Annotated in this window: 16 protein-coding genes; 9 read left to right on the top strand and 7 right to left on the bottom strand. The window is 37.9% G+C overall.

Features of this window, described 5'->3' with window-relative positions; all coding sequences use genetic code 11:
* Position 1 precedes the first annotated feature (1 nt).
* The 9 genes from SK086_RS04835 (at position 2) to SK086_RS04795 (ending at position 9007) form a co-directional block, all read left to right on the top strand.
* Positions 2 to 499, top strand: a complete 498-nt coding sequence (locus SK086_RS04835) for a YcxB family protein (RefSeq protein WP_324690174.1) — start codon at positions 2 to 4, stop codon at positions 497 to 499.
* 7 nt (positions 500 to 506) lie between these two features.
* The gene (locus SK086_RS04830) at positions 507 to 1769 is read left to right on the top strand and encodes a sigma-54 interaction domain-containing protein (protein WP_324690173.1); all 1263 of its coding nucleotides are present in this window, start codon (positions 507 to 509) and stop codon (positions 1767 to 1769) included.
* 52 nt (positions 1770 to 1821) lie between these two features.
* Positions 1822 to 2661 (top strand): RHS repeat domain-containing protein, encoded by an 840-nt coding sequence (locus SK086_RS04825; protein WP_324690171.1) that lies wholly within the window; start codon positions 1822 to 1824, stop codon positions 2659 to 2661.
* A 40-nt stretch (positions 2662 to 2701) separates the two neighbouring features.
* Complete coding sequence (locus tag SK086_RS04820) at positions 2702 to 3205, top strand: LptE family protein (RefSeq protein ID WP_290875587.1); 504 nt, start codon at positions 2702 to 2704, stop codon at positions 3203 to 3205.
* A gap of 49 nt (positions 3206 to 3254) precedes the next feature.
* Positions 3255 to 4079, top strand: coding sequence for a tetratricopeptide repeat protein (locus tag SK086_RS04815; protein WP_290875585.1), 825 nt, complete (start codon positions 3255 to 3257; stop codon positions 4077 to 4079).
* 12 nt (positions 4080 to 4091) lie between these two features.
* Positions 4092 to 4430 (top strand): preprotein translocase subunit SecG, encoded by a 339-nt coding sequence (secG, locus tag SK086_RS04810; protein ID WP_290875583.1) that lies wholly within the window; start codon positions 4092 to 4094, stop codon positions 4428 to 4430.
* Positions 4431 to 4569: 139 nt separating this feature from the next.
* Positions 4570 to 4845 carry a co-chaperone GroES gene (locus tag SK086_RS04805; protein ID WP_290875581.1) on the top strand — a complete coding sequence of 92 codons (276 nt, stop codon included), beginning with the start codon at positions 4570 to 4572 and terminating at the stop codon, positions 4843 to 4845.
* A 50-nt stretch (positions 4846 to 4895) separates the two neighbouring features.
* A complete protein-coding gene (groL, locus tag SK086_RS04800) occupies positions 4896 to 6527 on the top strand; it encodes a chaperonin GroEL (RefSeq protein ID WP_324690168.1) in 1632 nt (543 codons plus the stop codon).
* Positions 6528 to 6655: 128 nt separating this feature from the next.
* Entirely contained in the window at positions 6656 to 9007 is a 2352-nt protein-coding gene (locus SK086_RS04795; RefSeq protein WP_324690167.1) for a hypothetical protein, read from the top strand.
* Positions 9008 to 9035: 28 nt separating this feature from the next.
* Here SK086_RS04795 and SK086_RS04790 read toward each other — a convergent pair whose 3' ends face one another.
* From SK086_RS04790 to SK086_RS04760, 7 genes are all read right to left on the bottom strand, one after another.
* Positions 9036 to 9725: a DedA family protein gene (locus SK086_RS04790; protein WP_324690165.1), complete on the bottom strand. Its 690-nt coding sequence runs from the start codon at positions 9723 to 9725 to the stop codon at positions 9036 to 9038.
* Between the two features lie 76 nt (positions 9726 to 9801).
* Positions 9802 to 10524: a DUF2490 domain-containing protein gene (locus SK086_RS04785; RefSeq protein WP_324690163.1), complete on the bottom strand. Its 723-nt coding sequence runs from the start codon at positions 10522 to 10524 to the stop codon at positions 9802 to 9804.
* Between the two features lie 54 nt (positions 10525 to 10578).
* Complete coding sequence (locus tag SK086_RS04780; protein WP_324690161.1) at positions 10579 to 10920, bottom strand: heavy-metal-associated domain-containing protein; 342 nt, start codon at positions 10918 to 10920, stop codon at positions 10579 to 10581.
* Between the two features lie 34 nt (positions 10921 to 10954).
* Entirely contained in the window at positions 10955 to 12976 is a 2022-nt protein-coding gene (locus SK086_RS04775) for a TonB-dependent receptor plug domain-containing protein (RefSeq protein ID WP_324690160.1), read from the bottom strand.
* A 72-nt stretch (positions 12977 to 13048) separates the two neighbouring features.
* Positions 13049 to 13468 (bottom strand): HYC_CC_PP family protein, encoded by a 420-nt coding sequence (locus SK086_RS04770; protein WP_324690158.1) that lies wholly within the window; start codon positions 13466 to 13468, stop codon positions 13049 to 13051.
* Between the two features lie 52 nt (positions 13469 to 13520).
* Positions 13521 to 14876, bottom strand: coding sequence for an MBL fold metallo-hydrolase (locus tag SK086_RS04765; protein ID WP_324690157.1), 1356 nt, complete (start codon positions 14874 to 14876; stop codon positions 13521 to 13523).
* A gap of 1 nt (position 14877) precedes the next feature.
* Positions 14878 to 15708 carry an ATP cone domain-containing protein gene (locus SK086_RS04760; RefSeq protein WP_324690156.1) on the bottom strand — a complete coding sequence of 277 codons (831 nt, stop codon included), beginning with the start codon at positions 15706 to 15708 and terminating at the stop codon, positions 14878 to 14880.
* Positions 15709 to 15736: the final 28 nt, after the last annotated feature.

Raw genomic sequence — 15736 nt, 5'->3', positions numbered from 1 at the left:
TATGGAGAGTCAAATAGTCATTAAACCAAGCTTTGACGCCAATAGTGTTTTTAAAGCTACTTTATTGGTATATAAAAACAGTAGACTTGTTATTTACTTGATTGTCTTTTTTATCATAATGTTAATTAGTGCCTCTGCTAATGCGTCATATGACGAGTATTTCTGGGTTCCATTGGCAACAATTTATCCTTTGGTTGTGCTTTTGTTTGTGTATCGAATTTATGCCACTTCAAAAAAGCAAATTACCGATAATCCCAGGCTGCAGGAAGACATCAGCCATGTATTTACAGTGGATTATTTTCAGGAAAAAGGAGAAAGTTTTGACATCAAATATTTTTGGAAGGACATTGTAAAACTCGAAGAAAAAAACGATCTCTTTTTAATCTACATTAAAAAGAATCAAGCAAAATTCATCAAAAAGTCGGATCTAAAAAATAACCAATACAACGAATTAAAAGCATTATTCAACTCATTAAACATTAAGAAGAGTTTAAAATAATTCAAACATGGAATCAGTTCAAAACATAAAACAACGCTTTGAGATTATCGGGAACGACCCGAAACTCAACCGCGCCATAGAAAAAGCCATACAGGTTGCTCCGACTGACATTTCGGTATTGGTTGTGGGTGAAAGCGGTGTGGGTAAAGAAAGTATTCCAAGAATTATCCATTCGCTATCTCACAGAAAACACGGAAAATACATCGCCGTTAACTGTGGTGCGATTCCGGAAGGCACCATTGACAGCGAATTATTCGGACACGAAAAGGGCGCTTTTACCGGCGCTACCAATACCCGTGAAGGTTATTTTGAAGTAGCCGATGGCGGTACCATTTTCTTGGATGAAGTGGGCGAATTACCGCTTACAACTCAAGTTCGCTTGTTGCGTGTTTTAGAAAATGGTGAGTTCATTAAAGTAGGTTCTTCTCAAGTACAAAAAACCAATGTACGCATAGTCGCGGCCACCAACGTCAATATGTTCGATGCGATTGAAAAAGGGAAATTCCGCGAAGATTTGTACTATCGTTTGAGTACCGTTGATATTACTTTACCACCGTTGCGCGACCGAAAAGACGACATTCATTTGTTGTTCCGAAAATTTGCAGCCGATTTTGCGCACAAATACAAAATGCCACCGATTAAGTTGAGTGACGATGCCATACAGTTTTTACAACGCTATCGTTGGAGCGGAAACATCCGTCAGTTGCGCAACGTGGCCGAACAGATTTCGGTTTTGGAAACTAATCGCGATATATCATTAGCAACATTACAATCTTATCTGCCATTGGAAGGCAGTACATTGCCATCGGTAATAGGCGGTAAAAAATCGGACAGTGATTTTGCTACCGAGCGAGATATTTTATACAAAGTGCTTTTCGACATGAAAAGTGATTTAAACGATTTGAAAAAGCTGACCTTAGAACTGATGAAAAACGGCGCTAAAGTTCAAGATATTAATCCGAGTTTGATTCAGAAGGTCTACGGTTCCAAAGACAACGAAAGCGAAATTGTATTTGAAACCCAACCGCATATTAATGTAATTCCGACACCAAACCAGTCGCAACAAGAAGAATTTGACGACGAAGACGATGCCAATTATTTGATGGCGGAAACCGTTGACGAAGAAGAAACCCTTCGTTTGGAAGCCAAAGAACTGGAACTCATCAAAAAAGCTTTAGAGCGCAACAAAGGCAAAAGAAAAGCAGCGGCAGATGAATTAGGCATTTCGGAAAGAACCTTGTACAGAAAAATCAAACAGTTTGATTTGTAATAATTTAGCTTATTTTCAAATTAATTTATTAGTTTTATAAGATTAAATTTTTATGATGAAAAACTACTGCTTGCTACTACTGCTAATCACTACATTGTTTTCTTGTACAGACGACACAACCCAACAAAATACTCTCAACTCCAATTTACTGCAGAGGGTCGATTTCTTCCCGGGATTGGCTATAGAAACGAGGTGGAATTTTAATGCTGAAGGTTTACTAATTGAGACCACCAAAGCAGACGGAACGATACTACAAAACTTTACTTATGATGCTAACGACAGACTAACAAGCTCAACTTTGTTCAACAATGACGGCACTACCGAAACACACACTTTTACCTATAACAACAATGGTTTTGTGACTAGTGTTGATGGTCAGGCAGTCACTTTTGATGCTAATTTAGACGCTTATTATGTGGGCAACTTATCCGCAAGCTATAGACTCACCCAAATCAATTCAGAAAAATTATTAACCTATGCCAAATCAGTGTATATTGATTTTGACGACAACGGCGATCCGTATGAACAGATTTGGGACGAAGTAACTGCAACCTATGAAAACAATAATTTACTCAGTTTCTCATACAATGAGAGTTGCCATTCTTCAACTTTTGACAACAATACAAATCCACTTAAAAATGCCACACTTGCCATCCGAAGAGCCTTTAGTTTTATTCAAAACAATAGGTGGCTAAATGAACTTTACTGCTCTACTAATAATCCAACTACTCACGATTATTGTCCCGAAGATCCTGAAAGTGAAGTCTTCAATTACACATACAACTCGAACAATCTGCCTTCAATACAAACCAGGGACAATTACTATCTGGGAGTTTTTGAAAATACTGTAACCGCTGCAAAATATTACTATCAAGGAGACGTTTTGCCATAATTAAAAAATAAAGAATTACTTTAGCCCTTTATTTACAACCATGAAGTTTTTTAGAGTCTTATTCCTTTTTATTGTCCTTTTCAGCATCAACGGTTGCGGGGTGTACAATTTTACCGGAGCCAAACCGATTAACGCCAAAACGTTTCAGGTGAATTATTTCCAAAATACTGCCGAATTGGTAGAACCGGGCATCGAAAGAACCTTTACCTTACGATTACAGGATTTGATTCAAAATCAAACCAATCTGAATTTAACCAACTCCAACGGCGAACTTTTATACGAGGGTGAAATTGTTGAGTACCGAATAGCGCCTATGACAGCCACTGCAGATCAAAAAGCAGCTCAAAACCGTTTGACGATTTCTGTGATGGTTCGCTTTTCCAACAAAAACAAAGAAGAAGATAATTTTGAAAAAAGATTTTCCTTCTTTTATGATTACAGCGGTTCCAGCCAATTAGTCGGACCACAATTAACCGATGCGTTGGACGTTATTTTTGAAAGAATTACCCAAGATATCTTTAACGAATCACTAGCCAAATGGTAAACAGTATTTGTAACTTTACAAATCATCTGAACACAGAATACTGATAACTTTGAACCTAACCGATTATACATACTTACTCAACAAACCCGAAGCCATCAACGATAGGCATGCGGAAACCTTAGACCAAGTACTAAGGGCTTTCCCCTATTTTCAGAGCGCTCGAGTACTAAAGCTGAAACATTTGTACAATCAGGACAGTTTTAATTACAACCATGCGCTGAAAGTGGCCGCAGCTTATACCACCGATCGCAGTATTTTATTCGACTTCATCACCTCGGATTCCTTTGTATCCGTACAAAAAGGGCATTACGAAAAAAAGCTGGAAGAGTTAATGAACATCAATGTGATTGGTCTGGAAGAAGTAAAAGTGGCCTATCAGGAACCAACAGTCAATCCTTTAGAACAATCCATACTGACTTCCATCAAAGAAGCCACCGGCAGTGAAGAACAAAAAGCAGAAGTTAAATTGGACATCGGCAAACCATTGGAATTCTCCAAAAACGAAAAACATTCGTTCGAAGAGTGGCTACAATTGTCCCGACTAAAACCTATTGTTCGTGAAACGGCATCAACATCAGAAACTCCGGATAACGATATTAAAAAGAAAAAGCTGGCATTGATTGATAAATTTATCGAAACCAACCCGAAAATCATGCCGGTGGCCAAAGATGCTGTGGTGCCTGCAATTGAGCCGTTTTCGGAAGACACGTCCCATTTAATGACAGAAACGTTGGCGCGAGTTTACTTGGAACAAAAAAAATATTCCAAAGCAATTCAAGCTTATGAAATATTAATTTTGAAATATCCGGAAAAAAGTAGTTTCTTTGCAAACCGAATTTCGGATATAAAGATTTTACAACAAAATAATAACTAATTATAACACATTATGTTTACCATCTTTTTAGCATTAATCACATTGGTTTGTTTTTTATTAATCATTGCCGTTATGGTACAAAATCCTAAAGGAGGCGGTTTGTCTTCTTCATTAGGCGGATCACAAATGTTAGGCGGTGTTCAAAAAACAACAGACTTTTTAGATAAAAGTACTTGGACTTTAGCAGCTGCTTTAATCGTTTTGATTTTGTTATCCAGTTTAAGCTTCCCGGGTATGGGCGGCGGACAAACCGAATCAAAAGTAATTGAACAAACGGAAACCGCAGCACCTAAAACAGCTACCGAAACTCCGGCCGCTACTCCTGCACAACCGACAGGTGAAAAAAAATAACAAAGACTTTGTTCTTTATCCAAATGCCAGCGCTGACATGCTGGCATTTTTTTTAGGAAAAAATGACAGTAAAAAACCCTTGGCATAATTTCTGAAAAAGTGAAGTCAACAAAATATTATAACCTAAAAATATAACATCATGGCATTAAACATTAAACCTCTTTCTGACAGAGTTATTGTGGAACCGGCAGCCGCTGAAACCCAAACAGCTTCCGGAATTATTATTCCTGACACTGCTAAAGAAAAACCGCAAAAAGGTGTTGTAGTGGCAGTAGGTAACGGAAAAAAAGACCAACCGTTAACCGTAAAAGTTGGTGATACTGTTTTATACGGCAAATACGCCGGAACCGATTTAAAATTCGACGGCAAGGATTATCTCATCATGCGTGAAGATGATATTCTTGCGATTATCTAACAGAGTATTAAGATTTGAATATTAAGTATTAAGACAAAAAAACAAACAAAATGGCAAAAGATATAAAATTCGACATTGAAGCACGCGACGGTTTAAAACGTGGTGTTGATGCCTTAGCGAATGCAGTAAAAGTAACCTTGGGACCTAAAGGAAGAAATGTAATCATCTCTAAATCTTTCGGCGGTCCAACCGTAACCAAAGACGGTGTTTCAGTAGCTAAAGAAGTAGAATTGAAAGACGCTCTCGAAAATATGGGTGCGCAAATGGTAAAAGAAGTAGCTTCTAAAACCAATGATTTAGCAGGTGACGGAACTACAACGGCCACCGTACTCGCGCAAGCTATCGTTAAAGAAGGTTTGAAAAACGTGGCTGCCGGAGCCAATCCAATGGACTTAAAACGCGGTATCGACAAAGCGGTGGAAGCTATCATTGAAGATTTGGGCAAACAAGCTCAAGTGGTTGGCAGCGACTCTGAAAAAATCAAACAAATCGCTTCTATCTCTGCCAATAACGATGAAGTAATTGGTGAATTAATTGCTACTGCTTTCGCCAAAGTAGGCAAAGAAGGTGTAATTACAGTAGAAGAAGCCAAAGGAACCGATACCTATGTTGATGTGGTAGAAGGTATGCAATTCGACAGAGGTTATTTGTCTCCGTACTTCGTGACCAATCCTGAAAAAATGGAAGTGGAATTGGAAAGACCTTACATCCTACTTTACGATAAAAAAGTTTCTTCCTTAAAAGAATTGTTACCGGTTTTAGAGCCTGTAGCACAATCCGGAAAACCATTATTAATTATTGCTGAAGATGTTGATGGTGAAGCACTATCGACTTTAGTGGTTAACAAACTGCGTGGTGCCTTAAAAATTGCCGCTGTTAAAGCGCCTGGATTCGGCGACAGAAGAAAAGCAATGTTAGAAGATATTGCTATCCTAACCGGCGGAACTGTAATTTCGGAAGAAAGTGGTTATACTTTAGAAAATGCCACTTTAGAAATGTTGGGTACTGCTGAAAAAGTAACCATTGATAAAGACAATACCACAGTCGTAAACGGAGCCGGAAATGCCGACATGATTAAAAATCGTGTAAACCAAATCAAAGCCCAAATGGAGACTACGACTTCAGACTACGACAGAGAAAAACTCCAAGAGCGTTTGGCTAAATTAGCCGGTGGTGTAGCCGTATTGTACGTTGGCGCTGCTTCTGAAGTAGAAATGAAAGAGAAAAAAGATCGTGTAGACGATGCTTTACATGCGACCCGTGCCGCTGTTGAAGAAGGAATCGTAGCCGGTGGCGGTGTGGCTTTATTAAGAGCCAAAGCTGTTTTAGACAAGTTACAAGCAAGTAATGCTGATGAAGCAACAGGAATTCAAATTGTATCACGTGCCGTAGAATCACCTTTGAGAACCATCGTTGAAAATGCCGGTTTAGAAGGTTCTGTGGTAGTAGCCAAAGTAGCCGAAGGAAAAGCCAACTTTGGATACAATGCTAAAACCGATGAATATGTAGACATGCTAAAAGCCGGAATCATCGATCCTAAAAAAGTAACCCGTGTGGCCTTAGAAAACGCAGCCTCAGTTTCCGGAATGATTTTAACTACCGAATGTGCTTTAGTAGAAATCAAAGAAGAAAATGCCGGTGGCGGAATGCCAATGGGTGGCGGAATGCCGGGCATGATGTAATGCTGAGTACGAAGAAAAAAATCAGAAGTACAAAATACTAGTAAAAGCGTCTTGAGAAATCAAGGCGTTTTTTTTATTTATTATTGTAAATAAAATTTTATATTTTTGGTTATCGTAATCGCTTTCTTATGTTTAAAACTATTTTTCTTATTGTACTATTAGTTACGACCAGTCTACTAAACGCCCAAGAAACTCCTGATGAAAACCGAGACAAAATTGTAGCTGCTTTAGAAAATTACTTCTTCCTGGAAAGAGAAGCCATTCACCTGCATTTAGACAAATCAACTTTTCTGACTAATGAAAAAATTTGGCTCCAAGGATATGTCATCAACCGAAAAACTAAAAAAGCATTTTTTACTACCAATGTTTATGTTGTTTTATATGATGAAGCAGGAACTGTAGTTACCGAAAAATTAGTTTATGCTTATAACGGCACCTTTTCCGGAGTCATTGATTTAAACCCCAAATTACACTCCGGATTATACTACATTCAAGTCTACACTAACTGGATGAATAATTTCAGCGAAGATGAGTCGTCAATCTTTAAAATAAACATCATCAATCCGCAAGAAGGCATCAAAAACTACAACAAAATCGATCAAGAGTCATTAGACATAACGCTCCATCCTGAAGGAGGAAATTTCATCAACGGCATCAAAAATACTATTGGGATTCGCGTAAAAGATTGCCGAAATAATGCTCCAGACAATCTCGAAGCCATCATACAAAATTCCAAAGGTGAAACCCTCAAAACAGTCCGTTTAAATGCTTCAGGCTTGGGTAAATTCGAGGTTACTCCCGATGATGATTTCAATAACGTAAGCGTGACTTATCAAAACAAAAGCATCACAAAAACTTTTACCGATAAAAATGGTATCGGTTTTGGCTTGGAAGTCAACAATTTTTCTATGGAAGGAAAAACCATTATTAAAATTAAAACGAACCTGGCCACTATGTCTATATTCAAAGATAAAAAAGCCTATTTAGTTGTACATCAAGACAATAAACAGTTTATATATGACTTAGAAATTAATAAAAATGCCCTGGAGCAAACCATTTTGCTTCAAAATACTGATTTATTTGGAGGCATTAATACTATTCGAATAATTGATAACAATCAGAAAGAATGGGCGAACAGAACGTTGTACAATGCTCCCAAAAAAGAAGCACCCATAGTGATAACCAAGAATGGTCGAAAAGCAGATCAATTAGAATTTGTCGGATATGCCGCTACAGCAAACACCAACTTAAGTATTAGTGTTCTTCCTACCGATACCAAATCAACAGCCGAAAACTATTCCATCGTAGCCGGTTTGAGTATTAACCCATACATATCAGAACCTTTAATTAATGCTAATTATTATTTGCTACAACCCAAAAGGATTACCAACTACGAGTTAGATTTGTTCTTAATGAACCAAACACATCCCAAATACAATTGGGAAAACATCAAATCATCAAAGCCTGCTACCAATTTCAGTTTCGATATCGGATTGAGCCTAAAAGGGACTATTAGTCCGAATATTAAAAACAAAACTGATCATAAAGTCAAAATAGTTTCTTTCAAAGACCAAATTATCAAGTCGACTGAAGTGAATGATAAAGGCGAATATTTATTTGAAAATTTAATCTTAACAGATTCTACTTCGCTAGCCATGAGCGTTTTAAAATTACCAAATTTTGAAAGTGTCGAAGGCAAAATCAACTACCAATTACTTAATCGAAAAAAACCTTTTTATAAGGCATTCAAACCTACTGTTCAATGCAAAGAAATTACGGCAGAAAAATTAAGTACTGATTTAGAGCTTCCCAAATTTGCTTCAGAAGCCATTCAACTCGAAGAGGTTAAAATTGAAAAAAAACTAACCTACCAAAGAGTAATTGGCAACAGTTTTTTAAACGGCTATAAAGTAGATGAAAAAATGGAATACATAGACTTACTGAGCTTTATAGAGCGGAACGGATTTATCGTAGAAAGACGATTTGGCGAGGCTACCATTTACAGCAGGGTCAACAACACTATTAATGCCCAACGACCAACACCTCTTATCGTTGTTGACGGTAGAGCCTTGATGACTCAATTTGAATTTACCACCATGCGCATGTCTGACTTTGACGAAATATACCTTAGTTCGAATGCATTAGTACCCGGAATGCAAAATCACACCGGGATTATCAGAGCATACACTAAAAAGAATATCAAACCCGGCTATATCAAAGCCGATCCTAACAATGTTTTGATAAAAGAAGCATTCTCAATCTATCCTAGTTTTAAGAATGCTGACTATAAAAGCACAAACAATACTGGTTTTGACTATTATGGTTTAATCGAATGGAAATCACTAATCCGCGCAAATGACGAAGGACAGTTTTTGTTCCGAATAACGGATTATAACAAACCCGAAGTAAAAGTTATTATTGAAGGTATTACCCCGGAAGGCAAATTAATACACGACGAAGTTATCCTGGAAATGAAATAAAAAAAGCCTCAATTTCTTGAGGCTTTTTTTATAATTCCGATTCTGTATTTGGTGTTTTCTTGATCATTTTAAGGAAAACCGGGAAAGTTGAAATCAAAATAATAAGGATCACAATTTTCTCTATATGGTGTTTTAAATCGATATCAAACTCTTCTAAAAACATACCGTACAAATAATGTCCGGCAAAGATTAAAGTGAACGACCACAAAAAAGAACTCACAATATTGTAGAACATAAACTTCTTTTTATCCATAGTCACAATCCCGGCAACTATGGGCGCAAACGTTCTTACTACCGGTAAAAAACGAGCAAAAATAATCGCTTTACCTCCGTAACGTTCAAAGAAGTCTTTGGATTGGATTAGGTATTTTTTCTTCCACCAAAAACTATCTTCTTTTTTATACAAATAGTAACCACTTTTGGCGCCAAACCAATAGCCAACCATATTACCAATGATTCCGGCTACAGCAACCAAAACTGCTAATAGTGTTACATTTAAGACATCACTTTCTATAATGGTAAAATTCTCAATTAAATCTCGACTGTAAATTCCGGCCAAAAACAACAAACTATCTCCCGGTAAAAAGAAGCCGGCAAACAAACCGGTTTCGGCAAACACAATAAACAATACTATCCAAAGGCCAACTCTAACGCCGCCCAGCGACATGGTAATATAAAACTCAGGATTCAGCAATTGCATCCAATCAAAATCACTCATGAACTAACAAATTAAGGGTGAAAATTCGAGCGTGAAATTAAGGATATTTTTCGGGATAGCGACCACTTTAAACTTTTTATAACACGATATTATGAAATAACGAAATCGAGACAGTATGATTCATCAAATCCGATGCGGAGGATGAAGTGATGTAATGATTCATATAACCCAATTCCAAACGGATGGTATTGTTGTAGTTGAGTCCGAATCCCACTAAGAAACGATTTTGATCGATGCCTTTAGAATTCACTTTATTCTTTCCGAGTGTTGCAAACAGCTCATTTTGCACCACCACATAAAGCTGTTCTTTTTCAGATTTTAGGGTTGTCAAATGCCATAAAAAGCGATTCAATATGCGAAACCTGTTCTGATATGCAGTTTCCGATACCGTTTGTCCAAACTCTGAAATTCCGGATTGTTCTACCCAGCGTTGCTCCAATCGAAACCGATTAATTAAAATATCCTTGGACCATTTAGTAGTCATTTGGTATTGTTCCCACAACCTGTTTTCCTTAAAATAATCATCAGCCGCTGCACTATAGGTATTGACCAATGCATAACCGGCAGTAATATTTTTTGACTCGGAGAAATGATATACCACACCAACTCTGAATAAGTTTTGCATGTTTTGCTCCAACTGATTGTCCATCCTAAACTGCGCCTCCATGTGGTAACCCCATTTAGGAGAAGCTTTGTACTGACCAACATAGGCCATCCAAACCCTTTGATCTTGCTTCAACGCTTGAGAAAAACCAAAAGCAAAACAACCAACTGCCAAAATAGTGTATAATCTTTTCATTTTTTTTAGTAAAAATAGCAATAAAAAACTCCTTCGTTGGAAGGAGTTTCAAATTTACTTTCTTTCATACATACAACAACCGTGGAGCTTTTCGTAATCTTCATCGGTCGCTTTAACCTCATCAGTATCATGACCAACCTTAGCTATGGCTTTCTTTACATCAATTAACAAACATTTTTCTTCGTTAATGATCAAATGCAATTGGTGGTCATCTATGTGCCACTCCGCACTTTTTACTCCCGAAACTGAAAAAGCAGCTTTCTCAATTCGTTTTTTACACATTTCGCAATTACCGTTAACTTCAATGTTATACTTTGCATTTTTACTTTTCTTTTCCTGTGCTTGAGCTGTAAAACTTACGAGCATTAAAAGCAAACCGATTACAATATTTTTCATGATATTCATTTTAAATTGTTTGTTATTATTTTTATTACTTGATTTTAAATCTCAATCCGGCATAATACATTTGTCCGAAAACCGGCGCATAAACTATTGAAGTGTCAAATGTTGGTCCAAATGGATTTTCAGCGCCTAAAACTGCTTTGTGTTGAGTATAATTCCCAATATTTTCTCCACCAACATATATTTCAAAAGTGCTCGAAAAAGTTCGGGTAATTTGAGCATTCATGGTAGAAAATGAAGGCGAAAAATTAGGCAAACGATCGTGATGCGGATTCGTTGCAGTATTTGGCAATTGTTGTTTGCCCAACCAATTCCAAGTGAAATCAAATTTCCATTGCTTGCCCTTTTCAACTATATGAGTAGCATATTCCACATTTCCAAAGAAACGGTGTTTGGCTTGTAATGGTCGTTGAAAACTACCGGAAATATAGTCGGTAGCAATATCGTAATACTTGTAAGCTGTTCTTAGATTCAAATGCTTGATGATTTCTAAATTGAAATCGAGTTGCAAGCTATTGGCATAAGATTTTCCGTCTAAGTTGTAAAACAAGACTTGCTGCGACGAATTCATGACATCAACTACGGCTTGGTTCTGAAAATCGGTTCGGTAAAAATCGATAGTGGTATCGGCTTTCATTCCGAAAAACATAAAGTTTTGGGTAAAACTCAAACCGTAATTCCAAGCAATTTCAGCGTCCAATCCGTAAATTTTTCCGTTAGTATCTAATACCGAAAACACTCGAGAACTGGCAAAAAGGTTTTGGTTTTCCGCAAAAATATTGGCGGCACGCTTTCCACGTCCGGCAGAAAAACGCAAAACAGCCTTTTCCCACGGGTTGTATTTCACATGCAATCGCGGTGTAAAAAAGACCCCTAACCTATTGTGATAGTCCATTCTTCCACCTAAAATGTAACTAAACTTGTCGTTATCATCAAAAGTATACTCGAAGAAAGCACCAACGGAGTTGTCAATTCTGCTCACATCGGCTAAATTCACAAACTCGGCATATTTATCATAGGTAAAGTTCAAACCCGTAGCAAACTTGTGCATCGTATTGCTGATAATCGAGTTGAAAATCAAGTTGGAATAATAGCTTTGTTGTTTGATGTTGTATTGATTCAATCCGAAATACGATTGCTGGTTATGGTTACTGAAAGCGTTTTGAAAACCGATACTTTGGTAAGGCATATCCTTGAAAACATAGCCTACTTTGGAACTGAAATCCAAGCGTTCGGTATTGATTTCAGAACCCCAAAAATTGGTAGTCAGTTTATCTCTGTCGGGATTAAAATCAAGTTGACCGGTTTGTTTTTCATCATTCATATAACGAACATTCAAAAACGAAACCCAACCCGATTCGGGGTTAGCATATTGCCAACGATTCACCACATTCAATTGCTTTCCTAACGGATTATCCATAAAACCGTCATCGTTCATATCGTTTTTTGCTACACGAGCATTACCGTGAACGAACAAACTTGTAGCCCATTTATCGGATACTTTTTTATTGAAATGGGTATTCAACTCGAAACGACTTCCGCTATCGCCATAAGCATTTACAAATAAAGGAATATCGCCTATGGGTTTAATTAATTCGGTATTGATTTGCCCCGAAATGCTTTCGAAGCCATTCACTACACTTCCTGCTCCTTTGGTAATTTGGATGCTTTCTACCCAAGTTCCGGGTGTAAACGACATTCCGTAAGCCTGTGAAGCACCACGAACTGAAGGCACATTTTCTTCTGTTATAAGGATATACGGGCTGGTTAATCCAAGCATTTTGATTTGCTTGGTTCCGGTTAATGCATCGGAAAAATTAACGTCTATCGACGGATTGGTTTCAAAGCTTTCGGCCAAGTTACAGCAAGCCGCTTTGAGTAATTCTTTACTGGTAACCAATGTAGTATTGGCCGTAACATTGAGTGATTTTTTTATTCCTTTTCGGCTGCCTTCTACCGTGACTGTTTTCAAAGAATCTTGTTTGATTGTTTCTTGAGAAAAACTTACGGCAGCACACAACATCGTCAGGAATAACAATGGTGTTTTCATAAATTGTGATTTAAAATTAATTCTGATAAGCCGATTCTATGGTATTAGAATCTGTTCGGAATTAAAATCAAATCAGGCGTAAAAGGTGTATTGACAATAGAGTTGGTAAAGCGGCGGCGCATGAGAATCGCAATAAAAAGCCACTTTTTCGTCTACATATTCAGGAGTAATGGCTACTCCAAAAACTTGGTTTTTGTATTCTGAAAAATAAGCCGGTTCAAAATCGAGTGAAATCGTTTTGATGATGATTTTCTCGGTTTTATTTTTCAAATCGACTTTCTTGTCAGAGCAACAGTCTTTATGAGTGACTACTTCTTTAGCACAACAGGTTTTTTCAACCACAACCGGCATATCACAAACTTCCTCTTTAGAAAAAACGGAGGAAATTGAAGCAATTTTACCTTCGCAATAATGCACACTAAAAGCTAAGCCTGAATTGGAAACCAATATCAGCAAAGCGGTTAGTATACTTATGTGCTTTTTAAATTTCATGCCACAAAGTTAATAATATTAGTTTTTGAAAACCTTAATAACGTCTTAAATATTACAAATCAAAAGATTGTCCCAACATTGGCACGGTAGTTTCATATCCGTATTGCTCTTGTATTTTAATACGAAGTGCATCGCTGGGTTCATTCTCACCGTGAACCAAAAAAACTTTCTTCGGTTTGTTTTGGAGTGCTGACAGCCAATGAAGCAAATCATTTTGATCGCCATGAGCCGACAACCCTTCTATCTCCAAAACTTTGGCCAAAACCGGATAATATTTGCCGTAAATTTTGATTTCGGTAGCACCTTCTAATAGTTTTCTGCCGCGTGTGCCCTCGGCTTGGTAACCCACGATAATCAGTGTAGTTTCAGGTAAACCGATGTAGCGTTCCAAATAGCTCAATACTCTTCCGCCGGTTATCATACCACTCGCAGCAATAACTACCTTAGGCTGTTGGTCGAAAATGGTAGCAACTGTTTCCTGATATTCTGAATTCATGGTGAACATTTTACACATGTCAACACACTGCTGCTCGGAGAGTTTGTGCCATGAGCGATTTTCCATAAAAACATCAAGCACACTGATACCCATAGGCGTATCTATCACATACGGAATGTCCGGCAGACGCTCTTCTTGCTTGAGTTGCCAAAGCAGATACATCAATGTTTGAGCGCGTTCGACAGCAAAACTCGGAATAATAACCGTTCCACCGGCTTGGACTGTATTATTGATATAAGTTTCGAGTAATAATTTGACATCTTCTTGCGGATGAATTTTATTCCCGTACGTACTTTCGAGAAAGATGTAATCGGCTTTTTGCGGTTTGGTAGGGGCGAACATCAGCACATCATCGTCTTGACCGATATCACCGGAGAAAACCAAGGTTTTATTTTCCAATTGTAATTCGATACTACAAGCGCCCAAGATATGACCTGCGTTGCTGAACTTCACAACAATTTCCGCGTCGAGCTGCACTTCATCATTGGGTTTTACAACCCTGAAAAGCGGGAAAACTTTTTCGGTTTGCTCCAAATTGTACAACGGTTCCGCCTTTTCGTGTTTGGAAAAATGTTCTTTATTAGCTTTTTCGGCTTCCTCTTCCTGGATTTTGGCGCTGTCCAAGAGTATCAGTTTGGTGATGTCTTTAGTAGGACTCGTGCAATAAATTTTACCTTCAAACCCTTGATTGACCAATCTGGGCAACCAGCCACAATGGTCTAGATGACCGTGAGTAAGCAGGACAAAGTCGATGGTGTTGGGCAAAATCGGCAATGGTTCCCAATTGAGTTCGCGCAAGGATTTTATCCCTTGGAATTGACCACAATCAACTAAAATTCGGACACCATTGCTTTCGATTAACGTTTTGGAACCGGTTACCGTTCCGGCACCGCCTAAAAATTGGACTTTCATTTTAAAGGTATTTACAAAGTTCGGAAGCTTCTTTGATCACATTTTTTACACGGTTGGCACTCAAACCAATTTGCTCCAAAACTTCAGTGTTGTTTATAATTTCGCTTGCGAGAATCACATCTTGAACCAACAATTTGTCTTTTTCAGCCAAAGTCAGCGTCGTCAAACAAGTGATGGGATACAACTGCCCTTCGTCTATTCTTTTTTGCAAACTGAACTCTTTCGGATAATCCCAACTCAGCAATTGCAAACCCGAACAATGGGCAAAAGTCATCGCATCGGCGGTAAAGCGATTATTGGTCACTATCCAACAGCCGGATATTTTATCTTTTTCGGTAAAAATTAAATGATTCCTATCTTTCAAATCGTTGAATCGCGACAAAATGTACATGGGCACTTTCACATCCGAATTGGTTTCGCTTTTGGCATGAAACTTACATTCGACCATTTCGATGTAATTGTTTTTCATGATGGCAATATCAACTTCGTGTCCGACACATTTGCCGGATAAAAAAAGATTGGTTTGCGCCAAATAACCTTCGGATATAAATAATCTGGCAATGTATTTTTCAAAGAAAAACCCGGCCGGACCTAACAATTGCAACGCCGCCCTTAAATTGTAACGCGCGGCATGGGAATGAGAGGATTTTTTTAGTAAGTTAAAAGCTAATTTGTAGATTTTCTTAGTAGAAATACCATCGTAGACTTGTTTTTCAATCACTTGCAAAACGTCTTCCACTACTTTCTTATCGGCACCCGATTTAAGCAATGAGCTTTTAAGCTTGTCTCGATTAAAATCGACTATACTACCCGAATGCTTTACAATTTTCATGGTCATTGGTATTGGCGGAATTATCGTA

Origin of the sequence: Flavobacterium cheonhonense, assembly GCF_035671315.1 — a bacterium.
GTDB lineage: Bacteria > Bacteroidota > Bacteroidia > Flavobacteriales > Flavobacteriaceae > Flavobacterium > Flavobacterium cheonhonense.
This window is presented reverse-complemented; position numbering and strand designations above follow the sequence as displayed.

Coding starts and splice junctions, on each gene's coding strand:
- SK086_RS04770 (WP_324690158.1), bottom strand. CDS start 13,468: ATGAAATTTAAAAAGCACATAAGTATACTAACCGCTTTGCTGATATTG.
- SK086_RS04785 (WP_324690163.1), bottom strand. CDS start 10,524: ATGAAAAGATTATACACTATTTTGGCAGTTGGTTGTTTTGCTTTTGGT.
- groL (WP_324690168.1), top strand. CDS start 4,896: ATGGCAAAAGATATAAAATTCGACATTGAAGCACGCGACGGTTTAAAA.
- SK086_RS04780 (WP_324690161.1), bottom strand. CDS start 10,920: ATGAAAAATATTGTAATCGGTTTGCTTTTAATGCTCGTAAGTTTTACA.
- SK086_RS04820 (WP_290875587.1), top strand. CDS start 2,702: ATGAAGTTTTTTAGAGTCTTATTCCTTTTTATTGTCCTTTTCAGCATC.
- SK086_RS04760 (WP_324690156.1), bottom strand. CDS start 15,708: ATGAAAATTGTAAAGCATTCGGGTAGTATAGTCGATTTTAATCGAGAC.
- secG (WP_290875583.1), top strand. CDS start 4,092: ATGTTTACCATCTTTTTAGCATTAATCACATTGGTTTGTTTTTTATTA.
- SK086_RS04795 (WP_324690167.1), top strand. CDS start 6,656: ATGTTTAAAACTATTTTTCTTATTGTACTATTAGTTACGACCAGTCTA.
- SK086_RS04775 (WP_324690160.1), bottom strand. CDS start 12,976: ATGAAAACACCATTGTTATTCCTGACGATGTTGTGTGCTGCCGTAAGT.
- SK086_RS04805 (WP_290875581.1), top strand. CDS start 4,570: ATGGCATTAAACATTAAACCTCTTTCTGACAGAGTTATTGTGGAACCG.
- SK086_RS04835 (WP_324690174.1), top strand. CDS start 2: ATGGAGAGTCAAATAGTCATTAAACCAAGCTTTGACGCCAATAGTGTT.
- SK086_RS04830 (WP_324690173.1), top strand. CDS start 507: ATGGAATCAGTTCAAAACATAAAACAACGCTTTGAGATTATCGGGAAC.
- SK086_RS04765 (WP_324690157.1), bottom strand. CDS start 14,876: ATGAAAGTCCAATTTTTAGGCGGTGCCGGAACGGTAACCGGTTCCAAA.
- SK086_RS04825 (WP_324690171.1), top strand. CDS start 1,822: ATGATGAAAAACTACTGCTTGCTACTACTGCTAATCACTACATTGTTT.
- SK086_RS04790 (WP_324690165.1), bottom strand. CDS start 9,725: ATGAGTGATTTTGATTGGATGCAATTGCTGAATCCTGAGTTTTATATT.